Here is a 15,500-nt window from a genome sequence, read left to right on the forward strand (position 1 = left end):
ACGCTGTTGAAGCGCACTGCTTTCAGTGCGCTGCGCATTCAAAACGAACAGTGGAGAACGGCGGAAGGGAAGTGGTGCCGCAAGAGGGATTCGAACCCCCGACCCCGTCATTACGAATGACGTGCTCTACCGACTGAGCTATTGCGGCGGACCAAGGAACACGCGGCCGAAGCGGCCGAACGCGTGCACCTGATACTTGGCACCGCCCAAATTGGCAAGGAAAACGCTGCCGCCGCCCGCGGGTTCAGCTCCCCCAGCGCGCCCAGAATCCGCGCCAGCCGCCAACTTGCGCCTTTGGCGTGCCGATTTGCTCGGAAAACTCGTCGGGAGCGGCCTCTTCGTCGACGCCCGGATCGTCCGGGGCGCGGACGATGGGGATCACCTGCGGGATGCTTTGGGGCGGGGCCTTCGGGATGTCCTGGCGGGCACGGAACAAGGGCGCGGCCACGGCCGGTACCGGCTCTGGCTTTTGCGGCGGCGCGGATGCGGCAACGGGAGCCGGCGCGGGCTCCGCGGCGGGTGCCGGAGCCGGCTCCGCAGCAACCGCGGACGGCGGGGAATTGTCCTGTGTGGCCAACGGTACGGGTGACGGCTCTGGCGCCTTCTGTGGCTCCGGCACAGCGGCAGCCGGCGGTTCCGGCAGGGCTGCGGGCGGCGGCTCCGTCAAATCCTTGGCCGGTGGTGCCTCGACCTGCTTCGGCGGCGGGGCGGCGAGCATCGCCTCCTCGAACGGCGAGGATTCGATTGCGGCGCCCTTGTCGGAGGGCAGGCTGGCCACCGGCGTCTGCCACTGGAACGCATCGAGCCGGCCGGTGACCGGCGACACCGGACGCCAGCGGTCGCTGACATAACCGTCCGCGGTCCAGACCGGATCGTGCAGCGCGCGCACGGCGCGCAAGGTCCAGGCCCGGGCGCGGCCGGAGTCGCCTTGCTCGGTACGCTCGATCTCCGCCATCAGCAGCGCAACGCGCTGGGTCGGCCGGTCGATGAACGGCGCCAGCGCTTCGCGCGCGCGCGCAAATTCCGACGCGTCGATCGCGGCGCGCGCGATCGCCAGCGCGCCCTCGATATGGCCGGGCGTCTTGGCGGCGAGCGTCTCCACCCGCACCAGGCGCTGCCGCGCGGAGTCACCGAGCCTGACATGCGCATAGGCATCCGCCAGATCGGGATGCGGCTGCGCCAGCCACGCGGTCTCGACGATCCGCATCGAACGGCGCACCTGATGCGCCTCGCTCTCGAACTTGCTGGCGAGCACCGCGGCCGGCACCAATGTCGGCGCCAGCTTCACCGCCTCCATCGCGCTCTCGCGCGCGCGGTCGCGGTCGACCTTTTCCAGCTCCAGCGCGCGCGCCGTCAGCAGCACGCCGCGCTGGCGGCGATAAGTCGCCTTGTCGAGCAGGCCGGACGATTGGTTGCGGTCGAGGATCGACAGCGCCCCATCCCAGTCGCCGCGCGCGCAGCGGAAGCCGAGCACGGCATGCGAGGCCCAGGTCGACGACGGCGACAGCTTCAGCGCCTCATCCGCGATCATCACCGCAGACAAGGGATCATCGGCGCGCTGCGCCTCGACGAACAGTCCGCGCAAGCCCAGCAGCCTCGTATCCTCGCGCTCGGCCATCGCGCGGAACGCGCGCTGCGCCCCTTCGCGGTCGCCGTCGAGCTGCGCCGATTGCGCCGACAGCAACAGCGCCAGCGGATCATGCGATGCATGGCGGCGCGCGTCATCGGCGTGACGGCGGGCGGCGGTGGGATCGCCATGGCCGATCGCGAGCAGGCCTTGCGTGATCGCCTGCCGGCCGCGGGCCTGCCGGCGCTCGTGGCGCCGGCGGCGGAACTGCGCCGGCATTTTCCAGAACCCGTGCAGCATCGACCACAACATGACGCCGGCAACGACGGTGAGGCCGAGCGCGAGCGCGAACACCGGGATCGTGGTCTCGACACGCCAGCCGCCCCAGGACAGCACGACGTCGCCGGTCTGGTCGGCCACCCACGCCGCGCCTGCGGCCGCCAGCGCGATCAGGCCAAGGAACAGAATGATGCGGATCATGAAAACCCTATTGCCTGGCTTGAGCGAGCGCCGCCATCGCGTCGCTGGCGAATTTGCGGGACGCGGCCAGCGCCGCATCGCGGGCATCGGCCTTGTCGAGCCAGGCTTGCGCCGGCGCGCGATCGGCCGGCGACAGCGTGTTCAGTTGACGCCGCGCTTCTGCAAGATCGTTGCGCAGCGCCGCCGCGGTGACGCGCGCCACCACGCTGCCGCGATCGTCGCCGGTCGCGTCGGCGCGCTGGATCCGCACCAGCTTTGAGGCGCCGGCCTGTAGGCGGTCGACGATACCCGTACCGGTCGTCGCCGCATTGTCCGCGGCGGGCGGATTGAGATTCGGCACGATCGTCACCAGCTCGCGGCACAGCGCGTTCGCATTCGGCACGCCAGTCGTTGCAAAGCCTTCGAGCGGCTTCAGCGCAGCGGCATTGGGGTCAAGCGATTTCGTCGTCGCCAGCGCCGCGGCGAAGGGATCGCCGACGCGGACCAGCACATCGAGCAGGGACGCCGCCACCAGCCGCCGCAACGGCAGATCGTCCGCCGGTTTTGCGTCGGCAGCCTTCGCTTCCGCCGCCCTGACCTCGGCGATCCTGCCGGACTGCTGCGCGACCTCGCGCTCGATGGTGGCGATCCGCGCGTTGACCTCGGAAAGATCGACCGTCGGCGCAGCGGCCGCCTCGCGCGGCGCGGCTTTCACCTCGTTGACGGCCGAGGCAAGCTTGTCCGCCTGCGCGCGCGTGGCGGCGAGTTCGCCGCGGAGGCCGGCGAGCGATTTTTCAATGCCTTCGATCCGCGCCGCCGCGGCCGGATCGGCGGCAGGCTTGCCTAGCTTGGTTTCAAGGCCGGCGATGCGGCCGGTGAGATCGTCGAGCGCGGCCGCATTGAGCTGCGGCGCGGGCTGGGGTGCCTGCGCCGCCGGCCATCCCAGCGCCCAGCCGACCGCGACGACCAGCGCCGCCGCCACCGCGCCCGAGATGGGCGCAACGAGCCAGGGAGAGGCGGGCCTTGAGACCGGCTTCTCGATCGGCTCGGAGATTTCGGGAGAGGCCGGTTCCGGCGAAGCCTCGCTTTCGGCCTGCGCCGGCTGCGGATCGGCTTCCGCCGTCACGGTCTGCTCGGCGGTCTCCTTGGCGATCTCCTCGGCCGGCTCCTTCGGCGTCTCGGAAACCTCGGTGGCCTTCAAATCGATGGTCGGCGGTTCGCGCTTCGGCCTGCCGGAATCGCCCAGCGGTCCTTTTTCCTCGGGCCTGTCATCGACCATCGCAAGTTCCTCGATTTCGAACGCCACACCATACCAGAATCGACCCGCCGTCTTAGAGCATGATCCGTCGCAGGCGGCACCGGTTTTCCGCCGAAGGGCCGCTTAGACCATGGAATCAGGCCCGAACGGCCCGGATCAGGGCCTCGAACAGGGCATTTTCGTCAGGGTTCTCGGCGACCGCGACCTGGGTGGCACCGGCCTCGCGGACGATCGCCGCCACCGCCGGCGAGATACAGCATTGCGGCAGCGCCAGCGCCGTTATCTCGACACCGCCGCCGCGCGCCGCGTCCAGAAAGGCCCGGGCGCTGCGGGCGGAATAATGCAGCACCGCCTCGATCCCGCCGGCCACGAAGGCCTCGCAAACTTCGCGCGGCAGGTCTCGTGCCGGAACCATCTTGTAGGTGGTCTGCGTCACCACCGAAAATCCCTTTTCACCCAGCTCGGCTTCGAGATCGCGCGCAAGATCGGCGCCGGCGAGATACAGCAGCGGGCTTTTCTTCTTCAGCTTGCCCGATTTGGCACGCTTGGCCACGAGATCGCGCAACGCGGACGCATCGCCTTTGGCCGACTTCACATCCGTAAATCCGGCCTGGCGTGCGACGTCGGCGGTATGGTCGCCGACGGCAAGCAGTGGCAATTCCAGCAACGCACTGCCAGCGAGTTGCGGCCCGATCCCGCGCAACGCATTGGCGCTGGTGACGACAACCGCGCCGTATTGTGTGTCATCCGCATGAAAAGGCAGCGGCTCGAACCGCAGCATGGGCGCCGACATGACCTCGAATCCGCGTGCGCGCAGGCCGGCCGCCGTAGCCTCGGCATCCGGAAGCGGACGGGTGACGAGAACAGCCATCGGTCAGGCTCCGCCCAGCAAGAATTCAGCCCTACCGAATGATTGCACTTTGAGACCTCGCAATGGTACCGAAACGGGGAACCGGTGACGCCGCGGATTAGCACAAGGACGCCCCCTTGGATAACGACAAGCCAATGCTGGTATTGGGGATCGAGACCACCTGCGATGAAACCGCAGCGGCCGTGGTCGAGCGCCAGAGCGACGGCAGCGGCCGGATCCTGTCCAATATCGTGCGCTCGCAGACCGACGAGCACGCCCGCTTCGGCGGCGTGGTGCCGGAAATCGCCGCGCGCGCCCATGTCGATCTGCTCGACGGCATCGTCGACCGCGCGATGAAGGAAGCTGATGTCAGCTACGCGCAGCTCTCGGCCGTCGCCGCGGCCGCGGGTCCCGGGCTGATCGGCGGCGTCATCGTCGGGCTGACGACCGCAAAGGCGATCGCGATGGTGAACGATACGCCGCTGATCGCGGTCAACCATCTGGAGGCGCATGCGCTGACGCCCCGGCTCACTTGCGCGCTGGCGTTTCCCTATTGCCTGTTCCTCGCTTCCGGCGGCCACACCCAGATCGTCGCGGTGGCCGGCGTCGGCAAATATGTGCGGCTCGGCACCACCGTCGACGACGCGATGGGCGAAGCCTTCGACAAGGTCGCAAAGATGCTGTCGCTGCCTTATCCGGGCGGGCCGGAAGTCGAGCGCGCCGCGCGCGGCGGCAGCGCCACGCGATTTGCATTTCCCCGCCCGATGCTCGGACGCACTGACGCAAACTTCTCGCTGTCGGGCCTGAAGACCGCTGTGCGCAACGAGGCAAGCCGCCTGACGCCGCTGGAGCAGCAGGACGTCGCCGATCTCTGCGCCGGCTTTCAGGCAGCGGTGCTGGAATCGACCGCGGACCGGCTGAGCGTTGGCCTGAAACTGTTTCGCGAACAGTTCGGCCCGCCCCGCGCACTGGTCGCGGCCGGCGGCGTCGCCGCCAACCAGGCCATCCGCGGCGCCTTGCAGGATGTCGCAGAGAAGGCCGAGACCACGCTGATCATTCCGCCGCCGGCGCTCTGCACCGACAATGGCGCGATGATCGCCTGGGCCGGCGCCGAGCGGATGGCGCTCGGCATGACCGATGCGATGGACGCGCCGCCGCGCGCGCGGTGGCTGCTCGATGCCAACGCCACCGCGCCCAAGGGATTCGCAAACACCCGCGCGGGATATTGACGGATGCCGCCCCTCAAGTCCGTCGCGGTGATCGGCGCGGGCGCGTGGGGAACCGCGCTGTCGAGCGTCGCCTCGCGCGCGGGACGTCATGTCACGCTGTATGCGCGCAGCTCCTGGAGCGCCTCGCGCATGAAGGCGACGCGGGAAAATCTCCGGCTGCCCGGCATCCGCATCGAGCCTGGCGTTGGGATCACCGGCGATCTGGCGCAGGCCGCGCGCGCCGATGTCATTTTGATCGCAACGCCTGCGCAGCAGTTGCGCGAGGCCGTCACTGCGCTGGCGCCGCATCTGAAGCAGCCCAAACCCGTCATCGCCTGCGCCAAGGGCATTGAGCGCGGCACGCATAAATTCATGACCGAAATTATCGCCGAGAGCGCGGCGAATGCGATCCCGGCGATTCTCTCCGGGCCGAGTTTTGCTGATGACGTCGCAAAGGGCCTGCCGACCGCGGTCACGCTGGCGGCAAAGGACGAAGTGCTGGCAAGCGCGCTGGTGCAGGCGCTGGGCTCGGCAACGTTTCGGCCTTATCACACCACCGATGTGCGCGGCGTCGAGATCGGCGGCGCGGCGAAGAATGTGCTGGCGATTGCGGCCGGCATTGTCGCGGGGCGAAAACTCGGCGCTTCCGCGCTGGCCGCACTCACCACGCGCGGCTTCACTGAACTGGCCCGCCTCGGCCGTGCCTGCGGCGCGCGGCCCGAGACGCTGTCCGGCCTTTCCGGCCTCGGCGACCTCATCCTGACCTGCTCCAGCCCGCAATCGCGCAATTTCGCGCTCGGCATCGCGCTCGGGCGCGGCGAGGCCCCGCAACAGGGCAAGCTGGCGGAGGGCGCCTTCACCGCGCCGGTGCTGATTGAACTGGCCGCTTCGCAAGGCGTCGATATGCCGGTATCACAGGCGGTCGCCGCCATCCTGGCTGGCCGGATCACGATCGATGCCGCGATCGAGGGCCTGCTGACGCGGCCGTTCAAGGCGGAGGAATGACAATGGCGTACTGGCTGGTGAAATCCGAACCCTCGGTCTGGTCATGGGACATGCAGGTCGCCAAGGGGGCGAAGGGCGAAGCCTGGACCGGCGTGCGCAATTTCACCGCGCGCCAGAACCTCGTGAACATGAAGAAGGGCGACAAGGCGTTCTTCTACCATTCCAACGAAGGCAAGGAGATCGTCGGGATCGCCGAAGTGATCAAGGAGGCCTACCCCGATCCGACCGACAAGACCGGCAAATTCGTCTGCGTCGACATCAAGGCCGACAAGAAGCTGCCGCAGCCGGTGACGATGGCCGCGATCAAGGCCGACAAGAAACTCGCCGCCATGGCGCTGGTGAAATATTCGCGGCTGTCGGTGCAGCCAGTGACGGCGGACGAATGGAAGATGGTCTGCAAGATGGGCGGGCTTTGACGGACCTCATCCTGAGGAGGCGCGTCAGCGCCGTCTCGAAGGATGGCCGCGTCGGGATCGGGGCCACATGGTTCGAGACGCCGCTTCGCGGCTCCTCACCATGAGGAGATACTAAGCCGCCGCGGCCAGCACGACCTGCGCCAGAAGCTGCTCGCGCTTCTTTTGCGTGCGGTAGCCCTTCATCGTCGCGGCGAAGCGCTCGAGGATGCCGTCCTCGAACGCGGTCACGATGGTGTCGTGCACATAGCTCTTGCGGCAGATCGCCGGCGTATTCGACAGCTCATCCGCCGCGGCACGCACCGCTTCCAGCACCTGCTTCTTGCGGCCGCGCTCGCTAGCCGCCGGCGTGATCCGCGACAACGATTCCAGGACCACGGCCGAGGCCATCAGGGTGCGGAAATCCTTCAGCGAAATCTTGATGCCAGCGATCTCGCGCAGGAACGCATTCACGGTCGTGGTCGAGGCCGCGCGCACCGTGCCGGAGGCGTCGCGATACTGGAACATCCGCTTGCCCGGAACGCTGCGCAAGATGCCGATCGCGCGCACGAGTTTTGCGGCGTCGCATTCCTTGCGCACGGCCTTGCCACCCTTGGCCTTGAAGGTCAGCACGACACAATCGTCCTCGATGGTGACGTTGGACTTCAAGAGCGTGGTGGCGCCGCGGGTGCCGTTGAGGCGGGCGTAGGATTCGTTGCCGGGACGGATTGCGGTGCGCGCGATCAGCTCGATCACCGCCGACAGCGCGAATTCACGCGTCGGCTCATCGCCCGACAGGTGCATCGAAACGTTGCGCCGGATCCTTGGCAGCGCCGCGACAAGCTTGGCCAGCCGATGGGCCTTGCGCTGCTCGCGCACCTTTTCCCAATCGGCATGGTAGCGGTATTGCAGCCGCCCCGCGGCATCGACGCCGACGGCCTGGAGATGGGAATCCGGGTCGGGCGAATAGCGCACGTCGCGATAGGCCGGCGGCATCGCCATCCGGTTCAGCCGGCGGATCGTACCGGCCTGGCGGATCACGCTGCCATTGGCGCGAATGAATGAATAACCCTTGCCGCGCTTGATGCGGCGGATGGTGAGCTGGTTCTGCTCGCCGAGCTTGAGCCCAAGTTCTCCAGCGAGGTCCTCAACCGAGGTTTTTGCGACAACCGGCTTCAGTTTTTCAGCCGGCTTCGGCAGTTGCCCGAGCATTTCGGCGAGTGCAACGGCAGGATCGGCGGAAACGGGCCGCGTAGCCTCGAAATTCACCTGATCCGTCATTGTTCTAGACGCCTTGCTCCGCCTGTTTGTCGCTAATGCCCGTTATTGGGCTTGGGTTCCTTTGGGGGCCTCGGGCCCCGGGGTGGCCATTTAGGGGGTAACGGCCGCCATTGCGAGTCCCGAATCAGTTAATGATGGTTATTAGATACCGGTCATAGGTCCCATTCGTCCGATAACGTTGATTTTGGACTGCGGCAAAACGCGATCGTGATCGCTTCCGCCAGCGGCGGGGACTGCTTTAGGCCTCAGCCGACCAAGGTTGGAGGCGGTGGAGCCTTGTCCCGTCACGGCCCGGCGAAGATAATCACCGGAACAATCGAAGACGGCCGGCGATCTCTGTGCACGGCGGGCCGCGAGTTGTGTGGAGGGGACGATGTCCGAGAAAATTTACGACGTATCGGCGGATTGGTCGAAGCGCGCATGGATCGATGACGCCAAATACCGCGAGATGTATGCCCGCTCGGTGTCCGACCCCAACGGCTTCTGGGGCGAGCAGGCCAAGCGCATCGACTGGATGAAGCCTTTCCACAAGGTCGAGAACGTCTCCTTTGCCCCGGGCAACATCTCGATCAAATGGTTCGAGGATGGTGTGCTGAACGCCGCCTGGAATTGCATCGACCGTCACCTCGCCAAGCGCGGCGACCAGACCGCGATCATCTGGGAAGGCGATGATCCCTCGCAGTCCAGGCACATCACCTATCGCGAGCTCCACGACGAGGTCTGCCGGATGGCCAACATCCTGCGCAACCGCAACGTCAAGAAGGGCGACCGTGTCACCATCTATTTGCCGATGATTCCGGAGGCCGCCTACGCGATGCTGGCCTGCGCGCGCATCGGCGCCATCCATTCGGTGGTGTTCGGCGGCTTCTCGCCCGACAGCCTCGCCCAGCGCATCACGGACTGCCAGTCCAAGGTGATCATCACCGCCGACGAAGGCGTGCGCGGCGGCCGCAAGGTGCCGCTGAAGGCCAACGTCGATGCGGCGATCGCAAAGGCCGGCGGCGTCGACTGGGTCGTCGTGGTCAAGCGCACCGGCGGGGCCGTCGACATGAACCCGACGCGCGACGTCTGGTATCACGAGGCCGCCAAGGTGGTGACAACGGAATGCCCGTGCGAGCACATGCATGCGGAGGATCCGCTGTTCATCCTCTACACGTCAGGCTCGACCGGCCAGCCCAAGGGCGTGCTGCACACCACCGGCGGCTATCTCGTGTTCGCCTCGATCACGCATCAATACGTGTTCGACTATCACGACGGAGATATCTACTGGTGCACGGCCGACGTCGGCTGGGTCACCGGCCATAGCTACATTCTCTACGGGCCGCTCGCCAACGGCGCGACCACGCTGATGTTCGAGGGCGTGCCGAACTATCCGGACAATTCCAGGTTCTGGCAGGTTATCGACAAGCACAAGGTCAACATCTTCTACACCGCACCCACCGCCATTCGCGCCCTGATGCAGGGCGGCGACGAGCCGGTGACGAAGACGTCGCGCGCTTCGCTGCGGCTGCTCGGCTCGGTCGGCGAGCCGATCAATCCGGAGGCCTGGGAGTGGTATTACCGCGTGGTCGGCGACAGCCGCTGCCCGATCGTCGACACCTGGTGGCAGACCGAAACCGGCGGCATTCTGATCACGCCGCTGCCCGGCGCGACCAAACTCAAGCCGGGTTCGGCCACGCGGCCGTTCTTCGGCGTGGTGCCCGAGATCGTCGATGCCGACGGCAAGACGCTGGAGGGCGAAACGTCAGGCAATCTCTGCCTTACGCGCTCGTGGCCGGGCCAGATGCGCACGGTCTATGGCGATCACGCCCGTTTCGAGCAGACGTATTTTTCGACCTACAAGGGCAAATACTTCACCGGCGACGGCTGCCGGCGTGACGCCGACGGCTATTACTGGATCACCGGCCGCGTCGACGACGTCATTAACGTGTCAGGCCATCGCATGGGCACCGCCGAAGTCGAAAGCTCGCTGGTCGCGCATGAGGCCGTGTCGGAAGCCGCTGTCGTCGGCTATCCGCACGACATCAAGGGTCAGGGCATCTACGCCTATGTCACGCTGATGACGGGCACGCAGCCGACCGAGGATTTGCGCAAGGAGCTGGTGGCGTGGGTACGCAAGGACATCGGCCCGATCGCTTCGCCCGACCTGATCCAGTTCGCGCCCGGTCTGCCCAAGACGCGCTCCGGTAAAATCATGCGCCGCATCCTTCGCAAGATCGCCGAGGACGATCCCTCGAGCCTCGGTGACACCTCGACGCTGGCCGATCCCGCCGTGGTCGACGACCTCGTCAAGAACCGGCAGAACAAGAAGGGCGCGGCGGCGTAAAGCCGACACCTAAAAGTCACAAAAGCAAAAGGCTCCGGCGCGCGCCGGAGCCTTTTTTGTAAGGCTTTTCATACGCCTCACGCAGCCGTGTCCGCACTGTGTCTTTTTCGGGACGAGTGTTGTTTTCAAGTCATTTACTTTAATCCGAACTTTTCATTTCTTCCCCTCATCGAAACGCACCCCGTGGCCGGCGCGGAAACCGTCCGGTGAAGGGGCGCGGTTAAAAATGCGTGCGTGAGGCCGGCAAGACGCGTGTTTCGGGCGCGATTGGCCGGGCGGGCCCCGCCAGGGGCGGCTGAGGAAGTGGAGAGCTTGATGTCGGTGCGGATTGCGGTGGCGCTCGCCGCCACCATCGGGGCAGGTATTTTGATGTCGTCGGCCGCCGAGGCGGCGCCCAACATCGTCGGGTTCCGGGGCGATTATTCGCCGGGCACGATTGTGGTGAAGACCAACGAGCGGCGGCTTTATCTCGTCGTCGAGCAGGGCAAGGCGGTTTCCTACCCGGTCGGCGTCGGCCGCGCCGGCAAGCAATGGGCGGGCACCACCCGCATTGACGGCAAATACCGCAATCCGGCCTGGTCGCCGCCAAGTGAGGTCAAGCGCGACAAGCCCAACATGCCGGACGTGATTCCCGGCGGCTCGCCGAGGAATCCGATGGGCGTGGCGGCAATGACGCTCGCCGGCGGCGAATATGCCATCCACGGCACCAACATGCCGGGCTCGGTCGGCGGATTCGTGTCCTATGGCTGCATCCGCATGCTGAACGACGACATCACCGACCTCTACCAGCGCGTATCGGTCGGCACGACGGTGGTGGTGACCCGCTGATCTCTGTAAATCGTTTCAGGACGGAGAGAGCCGTGCATACGCGCGGCTTTTTCTTTACTGGCGCGCTGCGTTGGCGCACCAGCCATTGCGGTGGCCGCCATTGTAGCTGCGCACATGGCCCGCGCCGATCAGCGCCGCTGAAACATTGACGGTGCGTTTGGTGGCGACATCGGCGACGATGCGGCCCTGATATTTGTCCGGGCCGATATTGTAGATCGCAACGTCGCCCTGCCGGAGCAGATCGCGCAAGGCGCCGGTCGCGGTCTCCGCCATCCGCAATTCCTCGGGGCAAGCCCCCTTGAGTTCCGGCGCATCGATGCCGCGCAGGCGGACACGTGTCATCACGTCCTGGCCGGACGCGAGATGCACCCGCGCCTCGAACGTGTCGCCATCGATGGTGCGGATCACGTCGGCCTGATGATGCCGGGCGAGATCGCCGGCCTGCCGCCAGATTGTTTCAAATTCCTGCGATCGGCCGTCGTTCCAGTGCGGCCAATGCAGCCACTGCCGGATCGGCAATGCGCCGACTGCCAGCAGCGCGAACGCGAAAATCCAAGGCAAGACCGACGAAAGCCGGCTCGTGCGCCCGACCGGCGGCCGATAGGAGTTTGATCGCTGAAATAACATTTCCGGGAAGCTGAACTGAGTCGGCTAACCCGGCAAGAGTCCGTGCTTCGCTAAAAGTCCGATGCGATGCCTTTGTTCTCCCAATCGCCGTAGCGCGTGGGTTCCGGGCCCTTCGGCCCCTGAAATTCCTTCTCCATCGGCTTTGCACTGGCCGCGGCGAGTTTTCGGCGCTCTTCCGCTTCGGCAAGCGCACGCTGCGCCGCCGGCGTGAGCGGTTTTCGCGCGGCAGGTTTCGGCAGATCGTCACTCATCGCAAAAGCTCCTGCCATTGTAGGTCCGTATCTATTATTGCCCGTACTCGAACGCGAGCCATATCGGCGAAATCACAATCGCGAAATCCGCGTCAGTGATTCTTACAATTGGCATATTCCCATGCCACACGTTCATTTCATGACGATGGCATGAGCCGATATTATACCCATCTCAGCCTAGAGAACATTTCCGCGCCATGCCTCCGCAGCGATTTGCCGTACCTTCCGAAGTGCCCGGTCTTGCGGCACGGCGGATCGCCGCCGACATTCTGGACGGCGTGCTGCACAAGCATCGTACGCTCGATGATCAGCTCGATGGCGCGGGCGCGCATCCGGCGCTGAAAACCCTTTCTGACCGCGACCGTGCGCTGATGCGACGGCTGGTGGCGACGATCCTGCGACGGCTCGGCACGCTCGGGCATGTGCTGTCGCGCCTGCTCGACCGCGGCATTCCAACCGATGCGCCGCGCGCACAGAGCGCGCTTCTGATCGGCGCGGCCCAAATCCTCTGGATGGATGTTCCCGATCACGCGGCTGTCGATCTTTCGGTTCGGCTGGTGCAATCGGACCGGCGCGCTGCAAAATATGCCGGCCTCGTCAACGCGGTGCTGCGGCGCTGCGCGCGCGAGGGCCAGGCGCTGATCGAGGACATCAAGACCCAGGCGCTCGATGTTCCGCCATGGCTGCTCGCGCGCTGGACCGCGCATTACGGCGAGACCACCGCAAAGCAGATGGCGATTGCGATCGGCCACGAGCCCTCGCTCGATCTCACGGTGAAATCCGACGCCGCGCAATGGGCGAGCCGCCTGCACGGCGAGACGCTGCCGACTGGAACCGTGCGCACGCTGTTGCAGGGTTCCGTGACGATGCTGCCGGGCTTTTCCGACGGACAATGGTGGGTGCAGGACGCGGCGGCTGCGCTGCCCGTGCGCCTGTTCGGCGCGATCGAAGGAAAACACATCGCCGATCTCTGCGCCGCGCCGGGCGGCAAGACCGCGCAGCTCGCGCAATCGGGCGCACACGTCACCGCGATCGACCGCTCGCCGGCGCGGGTGGCGCGGCTGCGCGACAATCTCACCCGGCTCAATCTACGGGCCGAGGCGATCGTGGCCGATGCCGTCGAATGGAAGTCCGATGGCGAGTTCGATGGTGTCCTGGTGGACGCGCCCTGCACCTCGACCGGCACCATCCGCAGGCATCCCGATGTCGCATGGCTGCGGCAGGAGGCCGATATGGTTCCGCTCGCCGCCTTGCAGAAGCGGCTCCTGCAAAAGGCGGTCAGCCTGCTCAAGCCCGGCGGTACGCTGGTCTACTGCACCTGTTCGCTGGAGCCCGAGGAAGGCGAACGCGCCGTGGCTGCGCTGCTGGCTTCCGAATCAGGCATGCGGCGGATCGCCGTCGAGCCGGACGAGGTCGCGGGCCTTGCCGAAATCATCACCGCTGACGGCGATTTGCGTACCCTACCCTGCCACCTCCCGCACCATGACCCGCGGCTCGGCGGGCTGGACGGCTTCTATGCTGCCCGGTTGGTTAAATCCTGATTCTGCATCGATTTTCCGGTCCGACAGGCTGATTCGGGCGGTTTCAAGATAGTGTCTTGGCAGGCTTTCCCGGATAAAAAGGATTCGCGAGAATCCCCCTCCCACAAGGCACGGCGTGTCGGTCGCTCAACGCAGACGAATCTCGACGCTGATCATGGGCCGTTTTGCCCGGAGCGCGATGGCGCGCGCCAGCGGCAGCACGGTCGCGTTGTCGCGGCTGTGGCCCGGCCGCACCGACCGGCTGATCATCGCGCCGCACGATTTGCGCACGGCGGACGCCACCCGCGCCGCCGAGATCTATGCCGGGCGTTTCGTGTTCGCCGGCAAGATCGTGACCTGCCACGGCCGCTCGATCTTCGACCTCGAGCCGCCGTCGGAAGACTGGGAAGTCGCGCTGCTCGGCTTCGGCTGGCTGCGGCACCTGCGCGCCGCCGATACCGCGCTGACCCGCGCCAATGCCCGCTCGCTGGTCGACGACTGGCTTTCCAACCCGACGCGCAAGCGGCCGCTGGAGCGCCGCGCCGACGTGATGGCGCGCCGTGTGATCTCGCTGTTGTCGCAGGCGCCGCTGGTGCTCGGCGACACCGACGGAAAATTCTACCGGCGCTATCTGCGCGGCCTGACCCGCGAGATCCGTTATCTGCGCTACGCCATGCTCGACATCGCCGACGGCGTGCCGCGGATGCAGGTGCTGATCGCGCTGTGCTACGCCTCGCTCTGCCTTGCCAACCAGGCCAAACACATCCGCAGCGCCACCAAGAAACTGTCCGACGAATTGCAGCGGCAGATCCTGCCCGACGGCGGCCACATCTCGCGCAATCCAGGCGCGCTGGTCGAACTGCTCAGCGATTTGCTGCCGCTGCGGCAGACTTTTGCGGCGCGCAACATCGCCCCGCCGCCGGCGCTGCTCAACGCGATCGACCGCATGATGCCGATGCTGCGTTTCTTCCGTCACGGCGATGGCAGCTTTGCCTTGTTCAACGGCATGAGCAACGCGCCGAACGATCTGGTCGCAACGCTGCTCGCCTATGACGACACCCACGGCGTACCGATGTCGAACATGCCGCACACCGGTTTCCAGCGGCTCGATGCCGGGCCGATGACGCTGATCGTCGACACCGGTCCGCCGCCGCCGCCGAGTGTCAGCCATGACGCCCATGCCGGCTGCCTGTCGTTCGAGCTGTCCTCCGGTCCGAGCCGGATCGTGATCAATTGCGGCATGCCCTCGACCGGCCGCGACAACTGGCGCCCCTTTGCGCGCGGCACCGCGGCGCATTCGACGCTGGTTTGTCACGACACCTCGTCCTGCCAGTTCGTCGAATTGTCGGCGATGAAGAAACTGCTCCAGGGCGCGCCGATCGTGTCCGGCCCGGTCAATGTCGAGAGCTATCGCGAGGTGGTGCCGAACGGCGAACTTTTGACGACATCGCACGACGGCTATCTCGGCCGCTTCGGCGTCGTGCACCGCCGTGTGCTGATGGCAGCGACGGACGGCTCGCGGCTCGACGGCGAGGACACGCTGTCGCCGGCGCCGGGCGGCCGCATCAAGAACAATGAGAGCGACTACGCGCTGCGTTTCCATCTGCACCCGTCGGTGAAGGCCAGCCGGCTTTCCGACGCGCGCGGCGTCATGCTGGTGCTGCCGAACCGCGATGTCTGGACCTTCGAGGCGCTCGACGACAAGGTCGATCTTGAGGACAGCGTGTTCCTGGCCGGCAATGACGGCCCGCGCCGCACCGCCCAGATCGTGATCCGCCAGGACTCCCGCCAGGCCGCTTCGGTCCGCTGGAGTTTTGTGCGCTCGAGCACATCGGCCGCCCAGACCAATGCGCGGCGCAACGCCCGCCGCGAGCCGGAACTGCCGCTCTGACCGTCATTGCGAGCCAACGGGTCGCGCGAATGCGCGC

General features: G+C 66.3%; 13 protein-coding genes and 1 tRNA gene. 7 read left to right on the forward strand and 7 right to left on the reverse strand.

Annotation, left to right across the window (positions count from 1 at the left end):
- Nucleotides 1-72: 72 nt before the first annotated feature.
- The 4 genes from JQ628_RS17405 to JQ628_RS17420 all read right to left on the reverse strand — a co-directional run bounded on the left by JQ628_RS17405 (nt 73) and on the right by JQ628_RS17420 (nt 4,155).
- Nucleotides 73-148 (reverse strand) — tRNA-Thr (locus JQ628_RS17405).
- A 96-nt stretch (nt 149-244) separates the two neighbouring features.
- Complete coding sequence (locus JQ628_RS17410) at nt 245-2,047, reverse strand: heme biosynthesis protein HemY (RefSeq protein WP_212224034.1); 1,803 nt, start codon at nt 2,045-2,047, stop codon at nt 245-247.
- Nucleotides 2,048-2,054: 7 nt separating this feature from the next.
- A complete protein-coding gene (locus tag JQ628_RS17415) occupies nt 2,055-3,305 on the reverse strand; it encodes a COG4223 family protein (RefSeq protein ID WP_212224035.1) in 1,251 nt (416 codons plus the stop codon).
- A 115-nt stretch (nt 3,306-3,420) separates the two neighbouring features.
- Complete coding sequence (locus tag JQ628_RS17420) at nt 3,421-4,155, reverse strand: uroporphyrinogen-III synthase (protein ID WP_212224036.1); 735 nt, start codon at nt 4,153-4,155, stop codon at nt 3,421-3,423.
- A 134-nt stretch (nt 4,156-4,289) separates the two neighbouring features.
- On the opposite strand from JQ628_RS17420, the gene tsaD reads away from it, so the two are divergent.
- The 3 genes from tsaD to JQ628_RS17435 are packed head-to-tail and all read left to right on the forward strand — an operon-like array spanning nt 4,290 to nt 6,763.
- The gene (gene tsaD / locus JQ628_RS17425; protein WP_212224230.1) at nt 4,290-5,363 is read left to right on the forward strand and encodes a tRNA (adenosine(37)-N6)-threonylcarbamoyltransferase complex transferase subunit TsaD; all 1,074 of its coding nucleotides are present in this window, start codon (nt 4,290-4,292) and stop codon (nt 5,361-5,363) included.
- Between the two features lie 3 nt (nt 5,364-5,366).
- A complete protein-coding gene (locus tag JQ628_RS17430; protein ID WP_212224037.1) occupies nt 5,367-6,347 on the forward strand; it encodes an NAD(P)H-dependent glycerol-3-phosphate dehydrogenase in 981 nt (326 codons plus the stop codon).
- 2 nt (nt 6,348-6,349) lie between these two features.
- Nucleotides 6,350-6,763, forward strand: a complete 414-nt coding sequence (locus JQ628_RS17435; protein WP_212224039.1) for an EVE domain-containing protein — start codon at nt 6,350-6,352, stop codon at nt 6,761-6,763.
- A gap of 111 nt (nt 6,764-6,874) precedes the next feature.
- Here the strand turns inward: JQ628_RS17435 and JQ628_RS17440 are convergent, their stop codons facing one another.
- Entirely contained in the window at nt 6,875-8,020 is a 1,146-nt protein-coding gene (locus tag JQ628_RS17440) for a DNA topoisomerase IB (protein ID WP_212224040.1), read from the reverse strand.
- Nucleotides 8,021-8,393: 373 nt separating this feature from the next.
- Between JQ628_RS17440 and acs the strand changes: the two genes are divergently transcribed.
- Together acs and JQ628_RS17450 are read left to right on the forward strand one after the other, a co-directional pair.
- A complete protein-coding gene (acs, locus tag JQ628_RS17445) occupies nt 8,394-10,346 on the forward strand; it encodes an acetate--CoA ligase (protein ID WP_212224041.1) in 1,953 nt (650 codons plus the stop codon).
- A 315-nt stretch (nt 10,347-10,661) separates the two neighbouring features.
- Nucleotides 10,662-11,174 carry a L,D-transpeptidase gene (locus JQ628_RS17450; protein ID WP_212224042.1) on the forward strand — a complete coding sequence of 171 codons (513 nt, stop codon included), beginning with the start codon at nt 10,662-10,664 and terminating at the stop codon, nt 11,172-11,174.
- A 54-nt stretch (nt 11,175-11,228) separates the two neighbouring features.
- Here the strand turns inward: JQ628_RS17450 and JQ628_RS17455 are convergent, their stop codons facing one another.
- Complete coding sequence (locus JQ628_RS17455) at nt 11,229-11,726, reverse strand: thermonuclease family protein (protein WP_433996142.1); 498 nt, start codon at nt 11,724-11,726, stop codon at nt 11,229-11,231.
- 125 nt (nt 11,727-11,851) lie between these two features.
- Entirely contained in the window at nt 11,852-12,052 is a 201-nt protein-coding gene (locus JQ628_RS17460; protein WP_212224044.1) for a DUF1674 domain-containing protein, read from the reverse strand.
- A 197-nt stretch (nt 12,053-12,249) separates the two neighbouring features.
- Between JQ628_RS17460 and JQ628_RS17465 the strand changes: the two genes are divergently transcribed.
- Nucleotides 12,250-13,593, forward strand: coding sequence for an RsmB/NOP family class I SAM-dependent RNA methyltransferase (locus JQ628_RS17465; protein ID WP_212224045.1), 1,344 nt, complete (start codon nt 12,250-12,252; stop codon nt 13,591-13,593).
- 154 nt (nt 13,594-13,747) lie between these two features.
- Nucleotides 13,748-15,463, forward strand: a complete 1,716-nt coding sequence (locus tag JQ628_RS17470) for a heparinase II/III family protein (protein WP_212224232.1) — start codon at nt 13,748-13,750, stop codon at nt 15,461-15,463.
- Nucleotides 15,464-15,500 lie beyond the last annotated feature (37 nt).

It is taken from the genome of Bradyrhizobium lablabi (assembly GCF_018129385.1).
GTDB classification, from domain to species: Bacteria; Pseudomonadota; Alphaproteobacteria; order Rhizobiales; family Xanthobacteraceae; genus Bradyrhizobium; species Bradyrhizobium lablabi_C.

Excerpts from the sequence above, each read along its gene's own strand:
- JQ628_RS17420 (WP_212224036.1), bottom strand. The coding sequence starts at position 4,155 with ATGGCTGTTCTCGTCACCCGTCCGCTTCCGGATGCCGAGGCTACGGCG.
- JQ628_RS17415 (WP_212224035.1), bottom strand. The coding sequence starts at position 3,305 with ATGGTCGATGACAGGCCCGAGGAAAAAGGACCGCTGGGCGATTCCGGC.
- JQ628_RS17430 (WP_212224037.1), top strand. The coding sequence starts at position 5,367 with ATGCCGCCCCTCAAGTCCGTCGCGGTGATCGGCGCGGGCGCGTGGGGA.
- acs (WP_212224041.1), top strand. The coding sequence starts at position 8,394 with ATGTCCGAGAAAATTTACGACGTATCGGCGGATTGGTCGAAGCGCGCA.
- JQ628_RS17440 (WP_212224040.1), bottom strand. The coding sequence starts at position 8,020 with ATGACGGATCAGGTGAATTTCGAGGCTACGCGGCCCGTTTCCGCCGAT.
- JQ628_RS17465 (WP_212224045.1), top strand. The coding sequence starts at position 12,250 with ATGCCTCCGCAGCGATTTGCCGTACCTTCCGAAGTGCCCGGTCTTGCG.
- JQ628_RS17435 (WP_212224039.1), top strand. The coding sequence starts at position 6,350 with ATGGCGTACTGGCTGGTGAAATCCGAACCCTCGGTCTGGTCATGGGAC.
- JQ628_RS17460 (WP_212224044.1), bottom strand. The coding sequence starts at position 12,052 with ATGAGTGACGATCTGCCGAAACCTGCCGCGCGAAAACCGCTCACGCCG.
- JQ628_RS17410 (WP_212224034.1), bottom strand. The coding sequence starts at position 2,047 with ATGATCCGCATCATTCTGTTCCTTGGCCTGATCGCGCTGGCGGCCGCA.
- JQ628_RS17450 (WP_212224042.1), top strand. The coding sequence starts at position 10,662 with ATGTCGGTGCGGATTGCGGTGGCGCTCGCCGCCACCATCGGGGCAGGT.
- tsaD (WP_212224230.1), top strand. The coding sequence starts at position 4,290 with ATGCTGGTATTGGGGATCGAGACCACCTGCGATGAAACCGCAGCGGCC.
- JQ628_RS17470 (WP_212224232.1), top strand. The coding sequence starts at position 13,748 with ATGGGCCGTTTTGCCCGGAGCGCGATGGCGCGCGCCAGCGGCAGCACG.